The 24,039-nt window shown below is 72.5% G+C and carries 15 protein-coding genes; 7 read left to right on the top strand and 8 right to left on the bottom strand.

The window, feature by feature from the left end; translation table 11 throughout:
• Positions 1 to 74: 74 nt before the first annotated feature.
• Genes D0T12_RS14210 through mfd form a run of 3 tightly spaced genes read right to left on the bottom strand, consistent with a single transcriptional unit; the run spans position 75 to position 5,453 of the window.
• Positions 75 to 1,154: a MazG family protein gene (locus D0T12_RS14210; RefSeq protein WP_117400031.1), complete on the bottom strand. Its 1,080-nt coding sequence runs from the start codon at positions 1,152 to 1,154 to the stop codon at positions 75 to 77.
• 5 nt (positions 1,155 to 1,159) lie between these two features.
• Entirely contained in the window at positions 1,160 to 1,819 is a 660-nt protein-coding gene (locus tag D0T12_RS14205; RefSeq protein ID WP_117400030.1) for a SurA N-terminal domain-containing protein, read from the bottom strand.
• 43 nt (positions 1,820 to 1,862) lie between these two features.
• On the bottom strand, positions 1,863 to 5,453 hold the full coding sequence (mfd, locus tag D0T12_RS14200; protein WP_117400029.1) for a transcription-repair coupling factor: 3,591 nt from the start codon (positions 5,451 to 5,453) through the stop codon (positions 1,863 to 1,865).
• A 266-nt stretch (positions 5,454 to 5,719) separates the two neighbouring features.
• Here mfd and D0T12_RS36540 point away from each other — a divergent pair, with 266 nt between their 5' ends.
• The 3 genes from D0T12_RS36540 to D0T12_RS14180 all read left to right on the top strand — a co-directional run bounded on the left by D0T12_RS36540 (position 5,720) and on the right by D0T12_RS14180 (position 9,336).
• Positions 5,720 to 6,589 carry a class I SAM-dependent methyltransferase gene (locus D0T12_RS36540; RefSeq protein ID WP_233526052.1) on the top strand — a complete coding sequence of 290 codons (870 nt, stop codon included), beginning with the start codon at positions 5,720 to 5,722 and terminating at the stop codon, positions 6,587 to 6,589.
• 114 nt (positions 6,590 to 6,703) lie between these two features.
• Positions 6,704 to 8,245, top strand: coding sequence for an adenylyl-sulfate kinase (gene cysC / locus D0T12_RS14185; RefSeq protein ID WP_117400028.1), 1,542 nt, complete (start codon positions 6,704 to 6,706; stop codon positions 8,243 to 8,245).
• A 131-nt stretch (positions 8,246 to 8,376) separates the two neighbouring features.
• Positions 8,377 to 9,336, top strand: coding sequence for a sulfite exporter TauE/SafE family protein (locus tag D0T12_RS14180; RefSeq protein ID WP_233526051.1), 960 nt, complete (start codon positions 8,377 to 8,379; stop codon positions 9,334 to 9,336).
• On the opposite strand, the gene D0T12_RS14175 is transcribed toward D0T12_RS14180, so the two are convergent.
• The 3 genes from D0T12_RS14175 to D0T12_RS14165 all read right to left on the bottom strand — a co-directional run bounded on the left by D0T12_RS14175 (position 9,313) and on the right by D0T12_RS14165 (position 13,492).
• Positions 9,313 to 10,413 carry a polysaccharide biosynthesis protein gene (locus D0T12_RS14175; RefSeq protein WP_117400027.1) on the bottom strand — a complete coding sequence of 367 codons (1,101 nt, stop codon included), beginning with the start codon at positions 10,411 to 10,413 and terminating at the stop codon, positions 9,313 to 9,315. The two genes, D0T12_RS14180 and D0T12_RS14175, sit on opposite strands and share 24 nt — an antisense overlap.
• A 215-nt stretch (positions 10,414 to 10,628) precedes the next feature.
• A complete protein-coding gene (locus tag D0T12_RS14170; protein WP_117400026.1) occupies positions 10,629 to 12,284 on the bottom strand; it encodes a YveK family protein in 1,656 nt (551 codons plus the stop codon).
• 44 nt (positions 12,285 to 12,328) lie between these two features.
• Positions 12,329 to 13,492: a glycosyltransferase family 4 protein gene (locus tag D0T12_RS14165; protein WP_233526050.1), complete on the bottom strand. Its 1,164-nt coding sequence runs from the start codon at positions 13,490 to 13,492 to the stop codon at positions 12,329 to 12,331.
• 177 nt (positions 13,493 to 13,669) lie between these two features.
• On the opposite strand from D0T12_RS14165, the gene D0T12_RS14160 reads away from it, so the two are divergent.
• On the top strand, positions 13,670 to 14,800 hold the full coding sequence (locus D0T12_RS14160; RefSeq protein WP_199487454.1) for a DUF1972 domain-containing protein: 1,131 nt from the start codon (positions 13,670 to 13,672) through the stop codon (positions 14,798 to 14,800).
• 85 nt (positions 14,801 to 14,885) lie between these two features.
• Positions 14,886 to 15,830: a phosphotransferase gene (locus tag D0T12_RS14155; protein WP_117400024.1), complete on the top strand. Its 945-nt coding sequence runs from the start codon at positions 14,886 to 14,888 to the stop codon at positions 15,828 to 15,830.
• Between the two features lie 103 nt (positions 15,831 to 15,933).
• On the opposite strand, the gene D0T12_RS14150 is transcribed toward D0T12_RS14155, so the two are convergent.
• Together D0T12_RS14150 and D0T12_RS36535 are read right to left on the bottom strand one after the other, a co-directional pair.
• Positions 15,934 to 17,583, bottom strand: a complete 1,650-nt coding sequence (locus D0T12_RS14150) for a PQQ-binding-like beta-propeller repeat protein (RefSeq protein WP_147339512.1) — start codon at positions 17,581 to 17,583, stop codon at positions 15,934 to 15,936.
• A 219-nt stretch (positions 17,584 to 17,802) separates the two neighbouring features.
• Positions 17,803 to 21,060, bottom strand: coding sequence for a LamG-like jellyroll fold domain-containing protein (locus D0T12_RS36535; RefSeq protein ID WP_233526049.1), 3,258 nt, complete (start codon positions 21,058 to 21,060; stop codon positions 17,803 to 17,805).
• Positions 21,061 to 21,243: 183 nt separating this feature from the next.
• On the opposite strand from D0T12_RS36535, the gene D0T12_RS14140 reads away from it, so the two are divergent.
• Together D0T12_RS14140 and D0T12_RS14135 are read left to right on the top strand one after the other, a co-directional pair.
• Positions 21,244 to 21,993, top strand: a complete 750-nt coding sequence (locus D0T12_RS14140) for a hypothetical protein (RefSeq protein ID WP_147339511.1) — start codon at positions 21,244 to 21,246, stop codon at positions 21,991 to 21,993.
• A 177-nt stretch (positions 21,994 to 22,170) separates the two neighbouring features.
• On the top strand, positions 22,171 to 24,024 hold the full coding sequence (locus tag D0T12_RS14135) for a right-handed parallel beta-helix repeat-containing protein (protein WP_117400020.1): 1,854 nt from the start codon (positions 22,171 to 22,173) through the stop codon (positions 24,022 to 24,024).
• Positions 24,025 to 24,039 lie beyond the last annotated feature (15 nt).

Raw genomic sequence — 24,039 nt, 5'->3', positions numbered from 1 at the left:
GTACCACCCCATCGGCGTTTTTTCGGACGATACCTCGCGAATCAGACTCGCCGGGGTTCCCGTTTCCGCTGGTCTCACGGGTTTCGCCGTTGCCGTTGCTCCCACGCCCGGACACGATCGCGGAATACCCGGGAGACCGCCCGCAACTCCGCCTCGGCGTCCACGCCCCGCTCCGCCGCCTCGCCGACGAGAGCGAAGAGCCGCGCGCCCACCTCGCTCCCGGAGCCCCGCTCACCGTCCGCGCCCGGCTCGCGCGCCGCGGGCTCGTCCGCGAGATCGTCCGCGGGCTCGTCCCCGCGCTCGGCCGTGAGGTTCTCCGCGAGGTCGGCGGGGGCGTTCAGGCGCGCGGCGCGGCGCCGGAGCTGCGCGGCGAGCGACAGCGCGGGCTGCCCCATCGGAACGCCGTCCAGCGCCGACGCGTCCTCGCCGCTCTTCTCCGCCCGCTCGGCCGCCTTGATCTGCTCCCAGTTGGCGTTGACCTCGTCGGCGCCGGAGACGGTCACGTCCCCGAACACGTGCGGATGGCGCCGGACGAGCTTGTCGACGATCGCGCCCGCCACATCGTCGATCGTGAACGCGGTCTCGTCGTCGCGCTCGGCCGCGACCACCGAGTGGAACGCCACCTGCATCAGCACGTCGCCGAGTTCCTCGCGCAGCGCGCCGTGGTCGCCCGACTCGATCGTGTCGAGGACCTCGTACGCCTCCTCCAGCAGGTACGGGACGAGGGTCGCGTGGGTCTGCTTACGGTCCCACGGGCATTCGCGGCGCAGCGTGTCCATCACCGAGACGAGATCGAGGAGCCGCGCGCCGGGCAGGTCGTACGAGCCGTGCAGCACCTCCACGTCCGGCGACCCGCCGCCCGTGTCGGTGACGGTGGCCTCGACCACGAGGCGGCCGATCTCGCGCATCAACGCCTCGTCGCCGTCCGGCGCGGCGACCCACAGGACGTCCGCGCGGCGCGCGTCCGCGACCAGCCGGGCCGGGTCGGGCTCGTCCACGACCTCGGGGACGATCCCGGCGTCGCGCAGGGACGGCAGCAGCGGATGCCCCGCCCGGATCCCGACCGTGGACGCCGACCGGAGCGCGTCCCAGGCGCGCCAGGTCAGCAGGCCCGGCGCCACCCGGTGCGTGGTCGCGAGCAGTGTCAGGCTCATGCGCCTCAGATACCCGAATCGGGGCTGGACAGCCGGTACCGGACGGGCCCGACCCCGACCTCGCGCGGGTCGTAGCCCCCGTACCGGGGGTTGACCTCGATGTCCATGGCGCCCGCGGTCCCGCGGAACAGCTGCGCCCACCGCATCCCCGCCTGCCGCACCGCCATCTGCGTGGCGACGAGCCGGGCCAGGTCACGGGTGTGCCGGCGGGGCAGCCCGCTGGCGAGCGTGATCGACTCGGCGCCGCCCCGCACCGTCGGCGGACGGCCCATGATCCGGTTGGCGTCCCGGTCGAGCAGGGCGACCGCCTGGTCGACCTGTGTTCCGGTGACCTTCACCCCGGCCCGCTCGGCCGCCTCCTCCGCGACCCGGAAGTTGATCAGCAGGGTGAGCGCGCCCCGCAGGTCGGAGTCGGACTCGCCGGCGAGCTGCGGCGCCGGATCGCCGGGGTTGGCGCGCAGCTGGTTGGCCACCGGGTCCGCGCGGAACTGCTCGCGCCAGTCGCGGACGGTCTGGCTGAGCGTGGTGACGGTGATGCGGTCGTCGTCCACGAGCGCGGCGGCTCCGACCTTGGGGGAGCTCCCGCAACCGGTCAGCGCGACCGTGGCGACCAGGGCGGCCGCCACGATTTTCGCCGACTTGCCGGGCACGGACTTACCGGGCACGGAATCCTCGTCTCATCGTGATCAACTGGAATTTCGCGCCAGACTACCGGCTGGCGGGGGCGGGTGCCGCCGCCGGGAACAGCGCCTCGACGAGGTCCGTCGCCCAGCGCAGCAGCTCCTGGTCGCGCAGCGGACGGCCGCCGATCGCCTCGGTCTTCGGCGCCGGGACGAGCAGCGTGTCGGTCGCCGGCTTCAGGATGCTCTTCGGGTACAGCCGTTGCAGCCTGACCTGCTTCGAGTCGGGCAGGCGCACCGGCGTGAACTTGATGAAGTTGCCCTGGACGGTGATGTCGCTGAGCCCGGCCCGGCGCGCCTTCGCCCGGAACCGCGCCACGTCGAGGAGGTTCAGCACCGGAACGGGCAGCGGCCCGAACCGGTCCTTCAGCTCGTCGTGGACGGCGCCGATCTCGTCCTCGGACGTGATCGCGGCGATGCGGCGGTAGGCGTCCAGCCGGAGCCGTTCGCCCGGCACGTACTCGTGCGGCAGGTGCGCGTCGACCGGCAGTTCGACCTTCGTCTCGACGGCCTCCGGCTCCCGGCCGCCCTCCTTCAGATCCCGGACCGCCTCCCCGACCATCCGGACGTACAGGTCGAATCCGACGCCCGCGACATGCCCGGACTGTTCGGCGCCGAGGATGTTGCCCGCGCCGCGGATCTCCAGGTCCTTCATCGCGACGTACATTCCCGCGCCGACCTCGGTGTGCTGCGCGAGGGTCGAGAGCCGCTCGTGCGCGGTCTCGGTCAGCGTCTGCTCAGGCTGGTAGAGGAAGTAGGCGTAGGCGCGTTCCCGGCCGCGTCCGACACGGCCGCGGAGCTGGTGCAGCTGCGACAACCCGTACATGTCGGCGCGGTCCACGATGAGCGTGTTCGCGTTCGGGACGTCCAGCCCCGACTCCACGATCGTCGTCGCGACCAGGACGTCGTAGTTCTTCTCCCAGAAGTCGACCATGACGCGTTCGAGCTCGTGCTCGTTCATCTGCCCGTGCGCGATGCCGATCCGCGCCTCCGGGACGAGCTTCGCCAGGGTCGCCGCCACCTTGTTGATCGACCGGACCCGGTTGTGGACGAAGAACACCTGACCCTCGCGCAGCAGCTCGCGCCGGATCGCCGCCGCGATCTGCTTCTCCTCGTACGGGCCGACGAACGTCAGGACGGGATGGCGTTCCTCCGGCGGCGTCAGGATCGTCGACATCTCCCGGATGCCGGTCAGGCCCATCTCCAACGTCCGCGGGATCGGCGTCGCGGACATGGCGAGCACGTCCACCTGCGTCCGGAGCCGCTTCAGCTCCTCCTTGTGCTCGACTCCGAACCGCTGCTCCTCGTCGATGACGACCAGCCCGAGGTTCTTGAACCTCGTCTGCGACGACAGGATCCGGTGCGTGCCGACGACCACGTCGACGGTGCCTTCGGCCATGCCGCGCAGCGTCTCGTTGATCTCCCTGTCGGACTGGAACCGGCTGATCGGCTTCACCACCACCGGGAACGCCGCGAACCGCTCGGTGAACGTCGACATGTGCTGCTGCACCAGCAGCGTCGTCGGCACGAGCACCGCGACCTGCCTGCCGTCCTGGACGGCCTTGAACGCCGCCCGCACCGCGATCTCCGTCTTGCCGTAGCCGACGTCGCCGCAGATCAGCCGGTCCATCGGGACGGGCCGTTCCATGTCGGCCTTCACCTCGTCGATCGCGGCGAGCTGGTCGGGCGTCTCCACGTAGGGGAACGCGTCCTCCAACTCCCGCTGCCACGGGGTGTCGGGGCCGAACGGGTGGCCGGGGCTCGCCATCCGCGCCGAGTACAGCCGGATCAGCTCCCCGGCGATCTGCCGGACGGCCTTGCGGGCCCGGGACTTGGCCTTCTGCCAGTCGGCGCCGCCGAGCCGGTGCAGGCTCGGCGCCTCGCCGCCGACGTAGCGGGTCAGTTCCTCCAGCTGGTCGGTCGGGACGAACAGCCGGTCGCCCCTGGCGTACTCCAGGGTCAGGTACTCGCGGGTGGCGCCCTGCACCGTCCGGCTGACCATCTCCACGTACCGTCCGACGCCGTGCTGCTCGTGCACCACGTAGTCGCCGGGCTTGAGCTGCAACGGGTCGATGCCGCCGCGGCGCCGCGACGGCATCCGCCGCGCGTCCTTCGTGGACGACTTCTGCCCGGACAGGTCGGTCTCGGTCAGCACCGCCAACTTCAGCGGCTCCCAGACGAACCCCTTCTCCAGCAGGCCCGTCGAGACGGTGACCAGCCCCGGCTCGGGCGGCTCGGCGAGGTCGGCGAGCCGGGCGCCGACCCCCTCCTCCCCCACCAGCTGGACGAGCCGTTCCGCGGGCCCGTGCCCGGCGGTGACCATCACCACGCGCCAGCCGTCGTCGGCCCAGCCCTTGAGGTCGCCGACGACCCGCATGGTGTCGCCCCGGTACGCCTCCGCGGGCCGCACCCCGAGACCGACCACCTCGGCCGTCTCGACCGGACCCGCCTCGCCCGCCTCGCCCGCCTCCAGGGGGTTCAGCGCTGTCACGCTCCAGCGGGGCAGCCCCAGCTCGGCACTGTGCTCGCGGACCTCCTCCAGCGACCGGAACGCGGCGGCGCCGAGGTCGATCGGCGCCTCTCCACCGGCGGCGGCGTTGACCCAGCTCGCCTCCAGGAACTCCTGGCTCGTCCGGACCAGTTCCTCCGCCCGGGTGCGGATCCGCTCCGGCTCGCACACCAGCAGCACCGAACCGTCCGGGAGCAGGTCCGTCAGCAGCTCCATGCTCTCGGCGAGGACGGGCGAGAACGCCTCCATGCCCTCCACGGTGTCCCCGTCGGCGATCCGGCCGAGGATCTCCTCAAGCGCCGGATGCTCCTCGGCCAGCAGCCTCGCGCGCTCCCGTACCCGCTGCGTCAGCGGCAGCTCGCGGCAGGGCGGCGCCCACAGCCCGGCCGGCGCGACGTCGAGGGAACGCTGGTCGGCGGCCTTGAAGTAGCGGATCTCCTCGACGGTGTCGCCCCAGAACTCCACCCGGAGCGGATGCTCCTCCGTCGGCGGGAACACGTCGAGGATCCCGCCGCGCACCGCGATCTCGCCGCGCTTCTCGACCAGGTCGACACGGTGGTACCCGGCGTCCACCAACCTGCGGACGGCGTCGTCCATGTCGGCGTCCTCGCCGGAGGTCAGCCGCAACGGCTCCAGATCGGCGAGACCCGACACGATCGGCTGGAGCACCGCGCGGATCGGCGTCACCACCACGTCCAGCGCGCCGCCCCTGCCCACCGCGCCGTTCGCCGCGCCGTTCGCCGCGCCGTCCGGCAGGGCGGCGTCGGGGTGGACGAGGCGGCGCAGCACGGCGATGCGCTGCCCGACCGTGTCGGAACGCGGCGACAGCTTCTCGTGCGGCAGCGTCTCCCACGCGGGGAAGTGCGCGACACGGCCCGGGTCCAGCAGGCTCGTCAGGGCGGCGGTCAGGTCCTCGGCCTCACGACCGGTCGCGGTCACCGCGAGGACGGCCCCGCCCCCGGCACCGCCGACACGGCGGCTCAACGCCGCGGCGAGGACCGGCCACACCGAGGCGGGGGCGACGATCTGGCGGTCCGCTCGCGCCGCTTCGAGGGCGCGTTCCAGCCCGGGGCCGGAGCACGCCAGATCAACAAGTCCAGAAAGCGTCATCTTCGTCCGCTCATCAAACCGAGGGAGCCTCATAGAACCGGGAGCAGGGCAGCCCGGAAACCCGGAAACCCACCTGGATCCCGGTATCGCGTACCAGGGTACGCGCCACGACCGACTCTCGTTCCGTCGTCCCGCGCCCGCACCGGAGGCGCGCGGGGGCCGGACGGGGCCGCGGCGGCCCCGGCGGCGACGCAACGCGACACGGCGGAGGCCAAGAATAGGCAAATAGCGGACGGACCGCAGTCGGACGGTTACGCTGCGATACTGTGACCGATCTGCGTACGCCGCCGGTCAACGACGGCGATCTCTTCTCAGAACGCGCCCGCCAGTACGCCCTAGAGAAGCCCCTGCAGCGGATCCACATCCTGGAAGCGGGCTGCGGCTGGGGTACGGGCCTGGACCTGGGCGACCGCGAGCACCACGTCACGGGCGTCGACATGGAGTCTCCGGAGCTGCGCGCCTACACCTGCGAGCGACCCGACCTCGACACCTGGCATCTGGGCGACCTGCGGACCGTCCCGCTGCCGCCGCGCGCCTTCGACGTCGTGCACGCCTCCTACCTGATCGAGCGGGTGCCGCACGCCGAACTCGTCCTCGACCGGTTCGTCGCCGCGCTCAAGCCCGGCGGGCTGCTGCTGATCCATCTGCGCGACCGCAGCACCGCGTTCGGTTTCCTGGACCGGACGCTCCCGCGCTGGATGCACGCCTCCGGCCGCCGCCGCCGACGCCGCACGCGCCCGGGACGCGGCCCGCGCGGCGCGCACGCCCGCGTTCCGCACCAGCCCGGCAGCGAGCCCGGCGCGGCGGCGGGCGAGGGGAACGGCATGGGGACGGGCGCGGCGGAGCGGGCGCAGCCGGCGCCGCGGCCGGTGGTCCGCACCGGCCCGCCCCCGGCGATCTACGACCGGGTGGCGTCCCGGGCGGGCATGCAGTGGTACTGCGTGATGCGCGGGCTCGTGATCTCAGAGGAGTACACCTCGCGGCAGGCCATCGACGCCCTCGGCGCCGGTACCGGCCTGGTCGCGCTGGTGTGCCGGCTGGTGTCGGCGGTCAGCCGGGGCCGCCTGCCCGCGGACCACAGCGACGTCACGTTCGTGATCCGTAAACCGGAGAACCGGTTCGCCCGGGTCATCTGAGACCGACCTGGCGGGGTGGTGGTGCGGGAGTCCGGCCGGCGCAGTATTTTTCCTGCGGAAACTCCATGCACACGGTTCAGCCCGGCGTACCGCCGGGCAAGATCGGAGATCGCGGTGACCGCCGAAGCCGGCCTTCCCGACACGCTGCGCGACCTGCCCGCCTGGACCCCCGGCCCGGTGGAGCTCGCCGACCTGGAGCTGATCCTGGCGGGCGTGTACCGGCCGCTGACCGGATTCCTCGGCTCGTTCGACACCGCCATGGTGATCGCCGGTGGACGGCTCGCGGACGGCACCCCCTGGCCGGTCCCGGTCACCCTGTCGGTGCCGAAGGAGCTGACCGATCACGAACGACTCGTCCTCCAGGACCCGGAGGGCGTGCCGCTCGCGGTGCTGCGGGTCACGGAGGCGTGGCAGGACCCGACGAGCCACGGCTGGCGACTCGCCGGACCGCTGGAGGCCCTCCGCGCCCCCGCCCACGGACCGTTCCACGGCCTGCGCCGCCGCCCCGACGAACTCTCGATCCCCCAGGAACCCCCCGCTGGCAAACTGGCGCAGCCTCCCGAGGGGGGACGGCCCCCCACACCCCCCGTGAACAAGCTCGTGGTGGCGACCCGCGAACCCCTGCACCGCAAGCAGCTCGGCCAGATCAGGCAGGTCTCCGAGCGGCTCGGCGCCACCGTCCTCGTGCTGCCGCTGCTCGGCGGCGAGCATGACGAGTCGCTGGTCCGGGCCCTGCTGGGCGTCCGCCGGGAACTGCCGGACGGCGCCCAGATCGTTCCCGTCCCGCTGCCCGTCCGCGGCGCCGAGCAGGCGGACCCTGAACGAGACGTCCAGCTCCAGGCGCACGTCGCCGCCGCGTACGGCGCCACGCACCTCCTCGCCGACCAGGACGTGGAGGGCACCGCCGTCCCGACCGTCGTGCCGGAGCCGTGGGCCTACGACGCCGACGTCGAGGTGTGGCGGCCGGTGGCGCGCATCGAGCCCGACCACGTCCAGGCGGAACTGACCCGGGAGCGGCTGGACGAGCTGCTGGACGCCGGCGAGCCGATCCCCGACTGGTTCACCCCGCCCGCCGTCGCCCGTGAACTGGCGCTGGCCCGGCCGCCGAAGCTCTCCCGCGGCATCACCGTGTTCTTCACCGGCCTGTCGGGCTCCGGGAAGTCCACGGTCGCCCGCGGCCTCGCGGACGCGCTGATCGAGCGCGGCGGCCGGACGGTCACGCTGCTGGACGGCGACGTCGTCCGGCGGATGCTGTCGTCGGGTCTGACGTTCTCGCGCGCCGACCGTGACCTCAACATCCGGCGCATCGGGTTCGTCGCCGCCGAGATCACCCGGCACGGCGGCACCGCCATCTGCGCGCCGATCGCGCCGTACGCGGCGACCCGCGCGGAGGTCCGGCGGATGGTGTCCGCCGTCGGCGACTTCATCCTCGTGCACGTGTCGACGCCGCTGGAGGAGTGCGAGCGGCGCGACCGCAAGGGCCTGTACGCCAAGGCCCGCGCGGGTGTGATCCCCGAGTTCACCGGCATCTCCGACCCCTACGAGAAGCCGGACGACGCCGACCTGACGCTCGACACCTCGCGGATGAGCCCGCGGGAGGCGGTCGACAAGGTCCTCGACCTGCTGGTGGACGGCGGCTGGGTCCGCCCCGCCTGACGCCCCGCCCTTCCCTGGCCCGCGCGCCTTGGCTGCCTTGCCTGGAGGATTCGGTGCCGACACCCCGGTTATCACAGCTGAGAGCATCCCTTAGGGTGATACGGGAATTTTTCCTACATAGCAGGTAGGTCATGCCGATGGACTTCGATTGGACGATGGCGCTGGGCTCGTTCCTGGTCGCCATCATCGTCGGGCTGACCGGCATGGGCGGCGGTGCCCTGATGACACCGATGCTCGTGACGTTCTTCAACGTCAGCCCGCTCGCCGCCGTGTCCAGTGACCTGGTGGCCGCCGCCGTGATGAAGCCCGTCGGCAGCGCCGTCCACTACCGGCAGGGCACGATCGACATGCGGCTCGTCGGCTGGCTCTGCGTGGGCTCGGTGCCCGCCGCCTTCTCCGGTGTGCTGCTGGCACGGGCCCTCGGCCACGGCGGCTCCGTCGAGGAACTCATCAGCAAGGCGATGGGCGTCGCCCTGATGATCGCGGCCGCGGGTCTCGTGCTGCGCGGTCACCTCGCCCGCCGGGCCCGCCTGGCCCGCGCCGCCGCGTCGGGCGGGGAGCCCGGCGAGGACGGCGAAGCCGCGCCCAGGGTCAAGATCCGGCCCCTGCCGACCGTCCTGGTCGGGCTGGTCGGCGGTCTCGTCGTCGGCATCACCTCGGTCGGCTCGGGCTCCCTCATCATCGTCGCGCTGCTGGCCCTCTACCCGGCGCTGAAGCCGGGCCAGCTCGTCGGCACCGACCTGCTCCAGGCCGTTCCGCTGGTGTTCGCGGCCGCCATCGGCCACCTCCTGTTCGGGGACTTCCGCATGGAGGTCACCGCCGCGCTGCTCGTCGGGTCCATCCCCGGCGTCTACCTCGGCTCGAAGATCTCCTCCCGGGCGCCCGGCGGCCTGATCAGGCCCTTCCTGGTCGTGGTGCTGGTCGCCTCGTCCCTGAAGATGTTCGGGCTCAGCGCCGTCCCCATGGCCTGGACGCTGGCCGTCCTCGCCCCCGTGACCGCCGCCGTGGCGCTCTACCTGCGCCACGTCGACCGCAACTCCGGGCCGTCCTTGGAACGGGTGCCGGTGTCATCCGACGAGCTCGTCCGCTGACACCGGAACCTCGGGGGTCCGCCGCGGCGGGTCGTCCCTGCGCAGCATCCGCCACAGCAGCACCGCCGAGACCAGGCCGCCCGCGCCGAGGCAGTACGGGGCCAGGGCGGCATGACCCGGGTCGATGATCATCAGTGCGAGCAGGACGACCAGGCCGCCCGCGCTCTCCACCCCCCGGACGAGGAACACCGACCGCGACAGCTTCCGCGCGGTCGCCAGGCTGGCGAACGGCAGCGTGCACGCGAAGCACACCGCGTAGACGCCCCAGCCGACCACCGCGACCCGGTCGATCCGGAACTCACCACCCGTCACCACGGGACCGAGCCAGTCGACCAGCAGGATTCCGGCCACGCTCATCAGCAGCGCGACCAGCGCCATCGGCGCGCACACCCGAACCGCCCGGCGGGCGCGCATGGGCCGTCCGGCGCGCTCGGCCTCCGCGAACTTCGGCAGCAGGAACCCGCCGACGCCGTTGACGACCGTCAGCGCGGGCGCCAGCAGCAGCCGCGCGGCCTCGATCCCGGCGAGGACGGCCGTGGACGCGAACGCGGCGATCAGGACCCGGGCCAGCAGCAGCGAACCCGGCCGCAGGCCCGCCTGCACCGAACGCCACACCGCGAACTCGGTGACCTCCCGCAGGGCCGTGCCGCGCAGCGGCGCGAGCCTGTACTCCCGGCGCGGCAGGCAGAGCCGGGAGAGGACGATCGACGCCACGCACCCCGCGCACATCGCCGCGAGCAGCAGCTCCACCGTGGCGGCCGAGCCGAGGCCCAGCACGGCGCCGAGCGTCGCCAGCGTCACGACGAGGTAGCAGGTGTCGTTGACGGCCAGCCGCCAGAACTCCATCCGCGCGGTGAAGATCCGCCGTCCCGTCTCGTTCAGCAGCCAGAGCGCCACCAGCAGCGTGAACAGTCCAATGGTGCGGAGCCCTGCCAGGCGCATCGACGCGGCGACGACCGCGCCCGCGGCCGCGCCCGCGCCGACCGTGCCCGCCACCGAGAGCAGCAGCGCGCCGCGGACACGGGGGTCGAATCTGTCGAAGACGGTGAGGGTGTCGCCGACCCAGCTGGTCTGCACCGCTGTGATCATGACGAGGACGGCGAAGAACAGCGCGTAGACGCCGTAGCCGGACGCGCCGAGCGTCCGCGCGCACAGCGCCTGGACCAGCAGGCTTCCGCCCGCCGTGACGAACTGGACGGTGACGGCGCCGCCCGCCGACGCCAGCAGCCGACCCGCCCTGCCCCGGAGCCCCCCGGCTCCCTTGCTGAGATTCCGTCCCGACGCCCCCGGGGTTACCGCTCCAGGTCGTACCGCATCAGGGACGTGTCGTCTTTTCCCTCGGCCGTTCCACCGTCCGCCCCTGGCCGGGGCTTGGACTCGCCCGAACGCGATTTGCCGGACGCGCGCTTGCCCGGCGGCGGACTCTTCACGTCGTCCGTCAGGGCCCGGAGGTCCTCGACGGTGCGCGTGGGGTCGGCTTCCTCGGGCGGCGGGTCGCTCTTCGCGTCGGTGGGCACACGCTTGTCGCCCTCGATCGGCGGCTCACCGGCGCGGTCCTTCGAACGCGAGCCCTTGCGGGACGGTTTGACGGGCTTCGCGCTCGAAGTGAGGCCGTTGCCCTCCACGTGCGCCGCCCACCTGCCGGACGACCTCGACGCCGACCCGGACCCACCGGACCTGCCGCCCGAGCCGGACCGGGTGGAGGGGCCGAGGCCGTTGCGGCGCGACGACCCGCCGGAGTCGCGGTCCCGGGGCGGCAGCGGCGGCGCCGAGGCGGGCAGCATGTGCGTGGCCGACGCGGACGGCGCGCTCGGGGTGCCGCCGGAGCCCGGCACGTTCGGCGGGTTCGGCGCGTTCGACGGGGGGGGCAGGGGGATCTCGTCCGACGCCCGCGGACGGCCGTTCTGCTCCGAGCCGGCGCGGCGCGGCGGGGCCGCCGTCCTGCCCCGGCCACGTCCCCCGCGGTCGCGGCCGGCCGGCGGCTCACCGCCGTAACCGTCCCTGTCGCGCCCGTCAGCGTCGACGGCGTCCCAGTCACGGCCGTCCGTGTAGTCACCCTGGCGCCGGTAGGAGGGGCCGGGCGGCAGCTCGGGCAGGGGCCCGGTACTGCCGAGGGCACGGCCCGAGGAACCACCGCCCGCAGGGAGGGAACGGACGCGCCCGCCCCGTTGCGGCGCGGACGCGCGCAGGAACGACACGATGCACGCCAGGAGCGCGCCGAGCGCGAAGCCGATCCCGATGTTGCGGGGCAGCTTGCTCGGTGTGGAAGCGGTCGGGTCGGCGGTGTCGAGGAACTGGACGCCGTCGTTGCTCTTGGACCGCGCCGACAGCAGCCCGCTCTCCTCCGACTGGTACTTGGCGAGCTGGGCGGCCAGCAACCGGTAGGCACGGGTCCCGGGCTGCGCGAGCTCCATGTCCTGCGTGACCTTCTGCTCCAGCTCCTTGAGGTCCTGGATCTGCTCGTCGAGCTTCTTGACGTTGGTCGAGATCGTGACTTCCTGGTACGCCTGGAGGACCGCGTTGGCGATCACCGCGGCCTCCGGCATGCTGGCGCCCTTCGCCGTCACCACGACGACGCCGCCGTCCGGCTTGCTGGAGGTGTCCACCCGGCCGCGGAGCTGCTCGCCGGTGAGGCGCGGCCCCTTCTTCTCCTTGACGATCTCCGCGGCCCGCGCCATCACGGGCGTCGAGCCCGCGAACGCCGCGCGCTGCGCGGTGTAGGTGGCGTACCCCTGGCCGGAGACCACCCCGACCCGCAACGCGTTGTTGTTGTTCGTCGGGTCGGTGACCGCGAACCTCGCCGTGGCCGTCGCGCCGTTGAACATGATCTGGGTGGTCGCCACCGACGCCAGCACGCAGGCCAGCACGATGACGAGCGACATCAGGCGGAAGCGCCAGACCGCCTCGACGAGGCTGATCTCCGGGGTGGCAGGGGACTGTGCTGTCATCGGGCGCTCTCTGTCATCAGGTGCTCAGAGTCCTCGGGAGACGGTCAGGGGCGGGACCGCCCGGGTCGGGCGGGCGCCCGTCCGGTCAGGTCCTGGACGGCGTCCCGCAACTCGCGGTGGTAGCGGTCCTTGCCGAACCGCCGGGCGGCGTCGTCGCGGGCCCGCTTGGCCATGGCGAGCGCGCCGTCCCAGTCGTCCAGCAGTCGGGCGATGCCGTCCGCCAGTGCCGCCGGGTCGTCGGGCCGGACGACGACGCCGTTGTCGCCGTCGGTGACGATCTCGACCAGCCCCTGGGTGTCGGCGACCACCAGGGGACGCCCGGCCAGCATCGCCTCGACGGCAACGTTCCCGAAAGGTTCGACGCGCGAGGGCACGATCGCGATGTCCGACTCGGCGAACGAATCCCAGACCGAGGTCCGGAAACCCGAGAACGTCACCGCGCCCTCGTCGTCGCCGACCTCGGCCCGCAACTCCTTCTCGAACCACTCGTAGCCGGGGAAGACGTCGCCGACCAACGTCAGGGTGACGTCGCGTCCGCGTTCGCGCAGCAGCCGGACGGCCTTGACCGCGATGTCGGAGCCCTTGCGCTGCGAGAGCCGTCCCACCAGGACGACCCGGGCGGGCGGGCCGGGTTCCGCACGCGGCGCCGCGACGGGCTCGGGCGGTTCCTCGACACCGTTGTAGATGAGCCGGGCGTTCTCGCCGGGCCGGCCGACGGCGGCGGCCGTCGCCCGGCTGTTGACGATCACGCCGCGGGCGAGCCGGAGCGGCAGGTGCAGCGCGGCCCGCACGGGACGCGGCACACCGTCCTCGGCCTCGTGGACGTGGCACACCGTGGGCACGCGGGCGAGCCGCCCGGCGAGCATCCACAGCGGGAGCGTCACGGTGTTCACGTAGAGGGCGGCGGGACGTTCCCGGCGGAGCAGGCGCACGGCGCGCGGCAGGCTCCGGAGCCCGGCGAACGCCAGCCGCACGATCCCCACGGGGGACAGGTACGCCTTGCGGAGCACGGGCACGGGCTGGACGACGATCTCGGCACCGGCGTCGCGGAGCGCGGCCGACAGCGGGCCGTCGGCAGGGAGCGACACCACCACCCGGCCGTGCGGTGCCAGCGCCCGCACCGACTCGATGAACATACGGTCGGACCCGTAGAGATCAGGCGACGGATGCGCCATCACCACCGTGGACCTCGCGTACCGTTCGGCCACATGCCCTCCTTCTGGTCCACCAGGCCCCCCTGGAACCAGTCTCGCGCAACCTTCAGATTAACTGTCTTTTACCCCCGAGACGCCCAACGCCTCTTGCGCATAATCTGTGCGGATCGTATGGCAAAGGGCTCGCATGGTGGGCTCGAACAGAGGTGGGGGTCGAAGGTGCGCATCGCCATGGTAGGCACACGGGGGGTGCCGGCGCGGTACGGCGGATTCGAGACCGCGGTCGAGGAGATCGGCAAACGGCTCGCCGCCGACGGCCACGAGGTGATGGTGTACTGCCGTGGCGAACGTCACCCGGAACCCGAGTATCTGGGGATGCGGCTCATCCACCTGCCCGCCATCGAGAAGAAGGTCGCCGAGACCCTCAGCCACACCGGCCTGTCGGTGGCGCACGCGTTCCGCCGCAAGATGGCGCGGGAGGGCGCGGACGTCGCGCTGCTGTTCAACGCCGCGAACGCGCCGCTGCTGCCGGTGCTGCGGACGCTGCGCGTCCCGGTCGCCACGCACGTCGACGGGCTGGAATGGAAGCGCACCAAGTGGAGCGGGACCGGGCAGCGGTACTACCGCGCCGCCGAGGCGATGGCGGTCCGCTGGTCGGACGCGCTGATCGCCGACGCCGTCGGCATCCAGGACTACTACCGCGAGAAGTTCGGCGCGGAGTCGGTGTTCATCCCGTACGGCGCGCCGATCCTGACCTCCACCGACACCGCGAAACTGGCCGAGGCGGGCTACGAGCCGGGCGGATACCACCTGGTCGTGGCGCGGTTCGAGCCGGAGAACCACGTTCACCTCGCGGTGGAGGGGTACCGGCGGAGCCGGGCGGAGAAGCCGCTGGTCGTGGTCGGTTCGGCGCCGTACGCGGACGCCTACACCGAACGCGTCAAGGAACTGGCCGGTGACGACCCCCGCATCACGTTCCTCGGCGGCGTCTGGGACCAGGACCTTCTGGACGCCCTGTACGCGGGCGCGTTGACGTACGTGCACGGCCACTCCGTCGGCGGGACGAACCCGTCGCTGCTGCGCGCGATGGGCGCGGGCGCGTCCGTCCTCGCCTTCGACGTCAACTTCAACCGCGAGGTCCTCGGCGACGAGGCGGGACGCTACTTCGCGGACGCGGCGACGCTGGCGGAGCGGATCGAGGCGGCGGAGGCCGACCCGGGCGCCGCCGCCGACCGGGGCGACGCGGCGCGCAAGCGGGCCGCCGAACGGTACGTCTGGGACGACGTCGCGGCCGCGTACGAGAAGCTCTGCGCGGACCTGGTCGAGCGCAGGCTCACCCGCAAGACGGTCCGCCCGAAGTGACCCCGCACGAAACGACCAGGAACGAAACGACCAGGAACGAGATGACCCCGCACGAGACGGTCCGCACGAGACGGCCCGGAACGACATGACCGGAACCGGACACCCGGGATCGGGTTACGCGTTCGTCCGCCCGCGGATGGGCACCGGGAACGTTCTCATCCCGGCGCGGTCGCGGCGCGGCGCGCTCGCGGGCGTGTCGCTGTTCACGCGGTCCAAGCCCGCCGCCCTGGCCGCGCAGTGGGCCCTGTACGGCGCGGTCGCCGTGTGCGGGCCGCGGATCGTGCCGGGCCCCCGGGTCCGGTGGGAGCCGCCGGGCGGGGCGGAGCGGTGGCGAGCGCTCGCCGAACACGTCGGGTCGTGCGGCGGCGTGGGACCGTTCGACGGCCTGGCCCTCTACGAGCGTCCACAGGCGTCCAGGACGGGCCTCGCCGCGGTTCTGCTGCGCGGGGGCAGGCCGGTCGGGTTCCTCAAGCTCCGCGACGATCCGGGCGAGCTGGACCGCGAGGAGCGGGCGCTGTCGGCGTTTCCGGACGGCCGGGCCGACGGGTTCCGGGTGCCGCGTGTCCTGGGCCGCGGCGACACGGCTGGCTGGCACTGGATGGTCATCGAGGCGATGCCGCCCCGGCCGGCGAGGCCCGTGCGCGGGATCGCGCTGGAGCCGCTGCTCGCGGACCTTCAGCGACGGCTGGGGGCGGCGCTGCCGCGCCCGACGGAGGTCCCGGACCACTGGGTCGCGATGCACGGCGACCTCACGGCGTGGAACCTGCGCCGTTGCGGTCGCGGGCTGCCGTGGCTGATCGACTGGGAGGACGCGTCGTGGGCGCCGCCGGGCGCGGACCTCGTCTACTACGAGGCGACCAACACCGTCGTGTTCGGCGGGCCGTCCGACCCGGCTGCCGTACGTGGCCACGAGGAGGCCGCCGAGTTCTGGCTGAAGCGGGTGGCGCTGCGGTCGGACGGCGACCACGACGCCCCGTTCACCGTGAAGCTCGGCGAGGTCCTGCGCTCGATGGGCGCACCGGCCGTCTGACGGCCGCGCACACCCGCGCACGCACACCCCCGAACATGAGCAAGAGCAACGCGCCCCGGCGAGGCCGGGGCGCGTTGCGCGGAGGACGAGTCGCGGTGAACGGTCAGCCGACCGCCGGTGACGCGGGGCTGGAGATCCTGTTGCCCGACGGGTCGGACACCCGGATCCGGTACGTGTGCTTGCCCGCGGGCGGGTTCTCGTCGATGAAGCTCATCGACGGCAGCACCCAGAACGAGGAGTTCTTCTTCAGCGTGGTGAGCGGCGTGGTCTCGTTGTCACGCAGGACCTCGTAGGTCAGGGACTCGTTGTCCATGTCCCAGGTGGCCTTCCAGCTGATCTGGATCCTCCTGGAGGCGAGCTGCTTGGCCGCGGTCGGCGCCTTGAGGTCGGGCGCCGAGGGACCGGTCTTGTTCGGCGCCTTGGCCTTGAGGGCGAACCGGACGAGGCCCTGCTGCGCCTTCCCGTTCACCTTGGGGAACTCGCCGCCCATGGCGACGTAGTCGCCGTTGCCGGTGACGGTCCACGCGGCCTGGTACTGCTTGGTGTACGTCCCCTGCGCCAACCTCGGGAACCAGTGCAGCAGGGTCGGGACCGGCTGGTTGCGGTAGTTGCTGTTGGCTCCCGGGGGCGCCTTGTCGGTGCCGGTCGGGTACGTCGTCTCGGCGAGCGCCCGCTGCCAGATCCTCGGCTTCTGTTCGGGGAACGCGCCGAGCGAGGAGCAGTCGTGCGCGTGGGACACGCTGTAGAGGGCCTTGTCCTTGGCGTACACGCCGTAGGTGGCGCCGTAGCAGTTGTCCAGCCACACCAGGTCGCCGTTGGCGGCCTTGGCGGCGAACCGGCCGTCGAACCAGTGGCCGCCCTCGCCGTCCGCCGCCCCGTACACGGTGTCGCCGTCGACGAACAGGTCGGTCACGTACGAGTAGCGGGTGCCGGACTTGGTCGGGATGGGCCTGCTGTTCCAGGTGACGGACGCGCCGTTGGTCGCGTTGACCGCGCCGACACCGACGCGCTGGGCGCCGTTGATCTTCTGGAACCGGCCGCCGATGATGACCCGCTGCTCACCGGGCGCGATCGCGAGCGCGTGGACCTCGTTGTCGTCCGCGGTCGGCCGCCACGTGTCGATGTTGGCGCCGTTGGTCGCCTTCACCGCCGCGAGCCGCGTCCGCGACTTGCCGTTGACGTTGAAGAAGTTGCCGCCGAAGTACACCGTCGAGTTCGTCGCGGCGATGCCCCGCACCACGTTGGAGACGCGGGGGGCGAAGGCGTCGACGAGCTTGCCGGTCGCGGTGTCGAACGCGGCGAGACGGCTGTGCGCCTTGCCGTCGACGGTGGTGAACTCGCCGCCGACGTACACGCGCTTGCCGTCCGGGGACGCCGCGACCCGCAGGCCCTGCCCGTTCAGCGAGTGGTTGAACGAGGTGACGAGGTTCCCGGTCGTGAGGTCGAACGCCAGGATGTTGTTGCGGGTGACCTCCTTGGCGTTGCCGGGGGCGGTGCCGGGCGGGCGCGCCTTGGTGAAGCTGCCGGTCGCGTAGACCGTGTTCCCGACCGTGACCATGCTCCAGACGACGCCGTTCACCTGCCACGTCGGCAGCGGGTCGGCGCTCACGGTCGGAGGCGTTCCGGTCGGCGGCGCCGTGTCACCCGCCGCCGGGCCCGCCGATACGAAGGACGCGCCCGCGAGCCCGAGGGTGACGGCGGCGGCCATGCCCGCGCGCACACTCGTCCGGCGCTGTCGCAAAAGAGCTCTCACGAGTTCGGATCCCCTGACGCTTCTGCCACTCGTGGCCCCACGGCCACTCCAGATCGAAGGATCCTAGTCGCCTCCGCGTTCCGGCATCGACGCCCTTACTGAAATCGTGATACAAACCATTCTTTTTGCCGGCCGATCAGAAAAGGGCGCCCCGAGGAGTAAACCTCGGGGCGCCCCCACGCGTCTATCGCCTTATTCGACCGAATCAGGCGATGACGCTCAGCCGACGCGGGTGGCCTTCAGATCGTCCACCGACACCACGATCGGAGCGTTGGTGGCGTTGCCGGCCAGGTAGGTCCGCAGCCCCACGGCCCCGGCCGCCTGAAGCCCGGCGGTGGCGTCGGTCGCGGTGGCGTGCCACTCCGCCGGCTCGGTCGCCCCACCGGCCCACACCTTCGCCTTCAGCGTGGTCGGCGCGGTGCCCGTCACCTCCAGACGCAGCCGCAGCGGCGTGCCCGGCTCCCAGGTCAGGCCGGGAACGGCCTGCTCGGAGCCGATGGCCGTCTCGGCGTTGCCCGCGGTCGCGCGGCTGAGCTGGAGCCCCACCGCGCCGGACGGCAGCAGCCTGATCCTGGCGCGGTAGTCGCCCTGGCCGTCCACCCGTCGTCCGACGGCCCAGACGTAGACGCCGTTGCCGGTCGTGACCTTGTCGGCGGCGACGCCGAAGGTCAGGTTCGTGTCCGTGGCGGACGTGCCGTTGAGGTGGCCGCCGCCGCTCTCGGTGGGCGCCATCATCGCCACCTTTCCGGAGCCGTCCACGGACATGACGCCGCCGGTGCCGACCCTGCTCCAGGCGCCGCCGGTGTCGGCCGTTCCCCACCCGCCGGTGACGGTGCGCCCGAAGGAGTCGGACGCCAGGACGGAGGACGTGACGGCGACGTTGCGCAGAACCTCGTTCGTCGCGCCCTGATCGTCGGTGACCTTCAGCCTGACGGTGTAGTCGCCCGCCTCCGCGTACGTGTGCGCGGGGGTGGCGCCCGTACCGCTCTGGCCGTCGCCGAAGTCCCAGGCGTAGCTCGCGATCGTCCCGTCGGGGTCGGTGGAGCCGGACCCGTCGAACGTGCACGCGAGCTGGTCGCAGGACGAGGTGAACGCCGCGGACGGCGGCTGGTTCGGCTGGACGCTGCCGGTGCCGACGCCGTGGTGACGCGTCACCTCGGCCGCCGTCAGCGCCCGCGGGTAGACCGCGACCTCGTCCAGCGTGCCGTTCAGGAAGTTGCTGGTCGGCCGGTTGGGCCAGCCGCTGAGGTTGTCGCCGCCGAGGCGCCAGCGTCCGGAGTACACCTGCGCCGTCTTCACCGACGGGTCGGCGGCGACCTGCGCGCCGTCCACGAACAGCTTCATCCCGCCCTCGGGGTCGAGGGTGCCGACCACGTGGTGCCACTGGTTGTTGTTCACCTTGGCGGAACTCTGCACGGTCTTCGTGACGCCGGGGTAGACGCCGAAGACGACCCGCCCGTCGTTGGTCAGGTACAGGTGGCGGTCGTAGTTCGTGCTGGTGCCGCTCGCCGCGTTCCCGTAACCGATGATCTTCCCGCCGGTGGTGGAGGTGGTCTTCACCCACGCCTCGACGCTGAAGCCCTGGCGTGTCGGGGCGGGTCCGCTCGACGCGGTGCCGGTCGAGGTGCCGCCGAACCGCACCGCCCGGTCGGCGTCGCCGGCGATCGCGCCCGCCTGCCCGCGGGTCGTGCCCGAACCGAACGTCAGGTCGTTCGCGCCCGCGTAGTCGTAGCCGGTGCCGCTGCTCTCACCGAGACGCCAGTAGGCCGACGCCCCGTCGGAGCGGACCTCGTTGGTGTACGGCCCGGGAGTGCCGTTGGCGGGGGTCGCCGCGTTCGACGCGTCGCTGGTGACGGCGTTCCCGGCAGGATCCACGGCACGGACCCGGTAGGTGTGCGAGCCCGGCGGGGCGGTCGTGTCGAAGAACGCCGCGTTCGGCATCTCCCAGAACGTCGACGTCTTCTCGACGACGCCGACCGGCGTGGACCCGCCGTCGCGCAGAATCTCGTACCGCAGCTTCTCGTTGTCCATGTCCCACGTGGTCTTCCAACCCACGCGGACGCTGCCGTCCGGCATGGCCCTGGCGGTGGGGGTGCCGAGCTCCGCCGCCTCGGGTCCTTCCTTGTTGGGCGCGTCGGCCTTCAACGCGAACCGGACGATGCCCTCCTGCGCCTTCCCGTTCACCTTCGGGAACTCGCCGCCCATGGCGACGTACTCGGAGTTGCCGGTGACCGTCCACGCGGCCTGGTACTGCTTCGTGAACGTCCCCATCGCCAGCCTGGGGAACCAGTGCAGGAGGGTCGGGACGGGCTGTCCGCTGTAGTTGCTGTTCGCTCCCGGCGGCGCCTGGTCGGTGCCGGTCGGGAAGGTGGTCTCGGCCAGCGCACGCTGCCAGATCCTCGGGTTCTGCTCGGGGAACGCGCCGAGGGAGGCGCAGTCGTGCGCGTGGGACACGCTGTAGACCGACTGGCCCTGCACGAACATGCCGTAGGTGGCGCCGTAGCAGTTGTCCAGCCACACCAGGTCGCCGTTGGCGGCCTTGGCGGCGAACCGGCCGTCGAACCAGCGGCCGCCCTCGCCGTCCGCCGAGCCGTACACGGTGTCGCCCGCGACGAACAGGTCGGTGACGTAGGAGTAGCTGCTGCCGGACTTGGTCGGGATGGGCTTGCTGGTCCAGGTGTCGGACGCGCCGTTGGTCGTGTTCACCGCGCCGATGCCGACCTGTTGCACGCCGTTGAGCTGCTGGAACCGGCCGCCGATGATGACCCGCTGCTCACCGGGCGCGATCGCGAGGGCGTGGACCTCGTTGTCGTCCGCGGTCGGCCGCCACGTGTTGTCGTTGGCGCCGTTGGCGGCGTCGACCGCCGCCAGGCGGGTCCGCGCGTTGCCGTTGACGTTGAAGAAGTTGCCGCCGAAGTACACCTTCGAGTTCGTCGCGGCGATGCCCCGCACGACCGCCGACACCTGCGGCTTGAAGTTCGGGTCGAGCGCGCCGGTTGCGGTGTCGAACGCCGCGAGGCGCTGCCGCGGCTGGCCGTCGACGGTGGTGAACTCGCCGCCGACGTACACGCGCTTGCCGTCCGGGGACGCCGCGACCCGCAGCCCCTGCCCGTTCAGCGAGTGGTCGAAGGAGGTGACGAGGTTCCCGCTGGTGAGGTCGAACGCCAGGATGTTGTTGCGCGTCACCTCGGAGGCGTGCCCCGGCGCGGTGCCCGGCGGACGCGCCTTGGTGAAGTTACCGGTCGCGTAGACGGTGTTCCCGACCGTGACCATGCTCCAGACGACGCCGTTCACCTGCCACGTCGGCAGCGGGTCGGCGCTCACGGTCGGCGGCAGGCCGGACGGCGGATCGGTGTCGGCCGCGGCCTCGCCGGTCGGCACGGAAGCGCCGAGCAGGGCGGTGGAGAAAGCGGCGACCGCGGCTATCGCCATTCTGCGGGCGCGCGCCCCGCGCCCATGCGAACGTTCAGATGTCACTTGGAGGTTCCCTCGGCCATCAACTTCGCGGCCCTCGGCGGCCATCGGAGTAAAGGCAGAGTAACGGACGTTTCGCGTCTACACTGGTCGACTCCGGTCGACTCCGGCTGAAGCGCGTCCCCCCGCACTCGACTTTCCCCGGTCCGACCACCCTTTCGAACGCACACTCGTGAGGAGTCCCGTATGTCCGACAGCGGATCCCTTCCGCCGACGGGTCGTCCGCCTGAGGGCCCCCCGCCGGCAGGCAGTCCACAGCCCGGCGATCCGCGGCAGGGCCGCCCGCCCCAAGGTGGACCGACACAGGGCGGACCGGCGCAGGGCGGATCCGCGCAGGGTGGGGCGCCGAAGAAGGGCGGCCCGCGCAAGGGCCTCCTCGTCGCGGGCGGGGCGCTGGCCCTTGCCGCGGTGGTGGCGATCGCGGCGGTGGTGGTCCGGGGAGGCGGGGACGAGGAGAAGCCCGCCGCCAAGCCGCCCCCGCCGCCGAGCGCGCAGCCCGAGGCCGCGGCCAACGCCGCGCCGGGGTCGCAGAACCTCTCCGCGTCCGACGGCCTGCGCAAGCCCGTCACCTACGACGACAAGATCAGCGTCCGCGTGAGTGACATCCGCTACGTCCGGAACAAGGTGGACGGCCCCGGCCAGATCCAGGGCCGTGTCCTCACGATCTTCACGTTGGCCTTCACCAACGGCTCGGCCAAGCCCCTCGACCTCAACCAGGTGAGGGTCGTGGCCAGATACGGCCCCAAGAAGACCGAGGCGAGGCCGACCTCGTACGCCGACCTCAACGACTTCTACGGCACCGTGCCGCCGGGCAAGGATAGGAAGGCGTCCTACGCCTTCGACATCCCCCCGAACGGCTACAAGTCGGTGGCCATCGGCGTCAAGTTCGACGCCCAGCACAAGGTCGCCCTCTTCGCGGGCGCGCTCCGTCCCTGACGCCGCGGGCCCCGGCGCGCCCCGACGCGCGCCGTGGGCCCTGACGCGGAGGGCCCTGAGGCGGGGCCCGCCGCTCGGAGGGCCCATGGCCGAGGCGTTCATGGTGCAGTACTTTCGTTGGGCAGTGTCTCTTGTCGGTACGGCCTCGTGTGAGGCCCGGGGGTGAGGGGGCAGGGCATGTCAGGCGGCAGGTCGGACACCACCGCGGGCGTCACGCCGGGCGACGGTCCCGGCGCCGGTCCGGGTGACGGCGGTTCGGGCGGCTCGCGCCGGGCGACGATCGTCCGGTTCCTCGCGCTGCCGGTGATCGTCGGTGTCGGGCTGCTCGGCTGGCAGATCCCCCGGGACGACGGCCGCGCGGTGGAGCCGCCCGGACCGCCCGGCGCGGCCGCCGTGGGCAGCACGGCCTACAAGGTCCCGGACGGTGCGCTGTTCGTCGCGCCGTCCGGACGCGACCGCGCGGACGGCACGAAGAAGAAGCCGCTCCGCACCCTCGGCAGGGCGATCGAGAAGGCGCGCAGCGGCGGCACGATCGTGCTGCGCGGCGGCGACTACCACGAGACCGTGACCGTCCCGGCGGGCAAGCGCCTGACGATCCAGGCGTATCCGCGGGAGAGCGTGTGGTTCGACGGCAGTTCGCCCGTCACCGGCTGGAGGGCCGGGAACGCCGCCTGGGTCCGTGAGGGCTGGACGGCCAGATTCGACTCCAGCCCCACGTACACGGCGGGCGCGGCGCCGAGCGAGGACTCCGACTTCCGGTTCGTCTCCCCCGAGCATCCGATGGCCGCGCACCCCGACCAGGTCTGGATCGACGGGGCCCCGCAGCGGCAGGTCAAGACGCGGAACGAGGTGAAGCCCGGCACGTTCTACGTCGACGAGGGCGCCTCCCGCCTCTACGTGGGCTCCGATCCGCGGGGGCACCGCGTCCGGGCGAGCACGCTCGGCGAGGCCATCACCATCCGCGGCAAGGGCAGCAGGCTCCGCGGGATCGGCGTGCGCCGGTACGCGACGGCGCTGCCGAGGATCGCCGCGGTGAAGGTCGCCGCCCCCCGCGTCACCGTGGAGAACGTGGTCGTCCGGGAGTCGGCGACGACGGGTCTCAGCGTCTCCGCGGCGCACGCCCGCGTCCGGCGGGTGACGGCCTCCCGCAACGGGATGCTCGGCGTCCACGCGGACCAGGCCGACGATCTGCGGCTGGAGTCGGTGCGGGCGGACCACAACAACCGGGAGCGGTTCAAGTTCTCGCCCGTCTCGGGCGGGATCAAGGTCACCCGGACCCGCGCGGTCGCGGTCGTCGACGGCGACATCGTCGACAACCTCGGCAAGGGCGTGTGGATGGACGAGTCCGTCCACGGCATCAGCCTCGCGGGCAACCGGATCCTCCGCAACGCCCACCACGGCGTCTCGCTGGAGCTGAGCGCCAAGGCGGTGGTGGCGGGCAACGTCATCAGCGGCAACGCCGGCAACGGGGTGAAGGTGAACAACACGTCCGGCGTCCGGATCTGGAACAACTCCATGGCCGGCAACGACCGCGCGATCGAGGTCGTCCAGGACGACCGGCGGCGCGGCGACCGGTCGGTGCCGGGCCGGGACCCGCGGCGCCCGGACGACCCGACGATGACCTGGCGCATCGGGAACACCACCGTCGCCAACAACGTCATCGCCGGCGCCCGTCCCGGAACGGACTGCCTCCTGTGCGTCACCGACCACACCGGGGAGCGGTCGGCCGGGCAGATGAACCTGACCGTCAACGGCAACGTCTACGTCCGGCCGGACGGGTCCGCCCCGTCCACGCTCGTCCTGTGGACGAAGAACTCGTTCGCCGACCTCGGCCGGTTCCGGTCGGTGACCGGGCAGGAGCGGCGCGGCGCGTACCACGGCACCGCGGGCGCCGCGCAGCCGGACGGGTTCCTCGCCCCGTCCGCCGCCGGGCCCGCCGACCAGAACGTGGCTCTGCCCCTCCCGGCCGACATCGCGCGCCTGCTCGACAAGCGGACGGGCGTCCGCCACGTCGGCGCCTGGCGGGACTGACCGGCCGGGAACGGG

It is taken from the genome of Actinomadura spongiicola (genome assembly GCF_003432485.1).
Classification (GTDB): domain Bacteria; phylum Actinomycetota; class Actinomycetes; order Streptosporangiales; family Streptosporangiaceae; genus Spirillospora; species Spirillospora spongiicola.
This window is presented reverse-complemented; position numbering and strand designations above follow the sequence as displayed.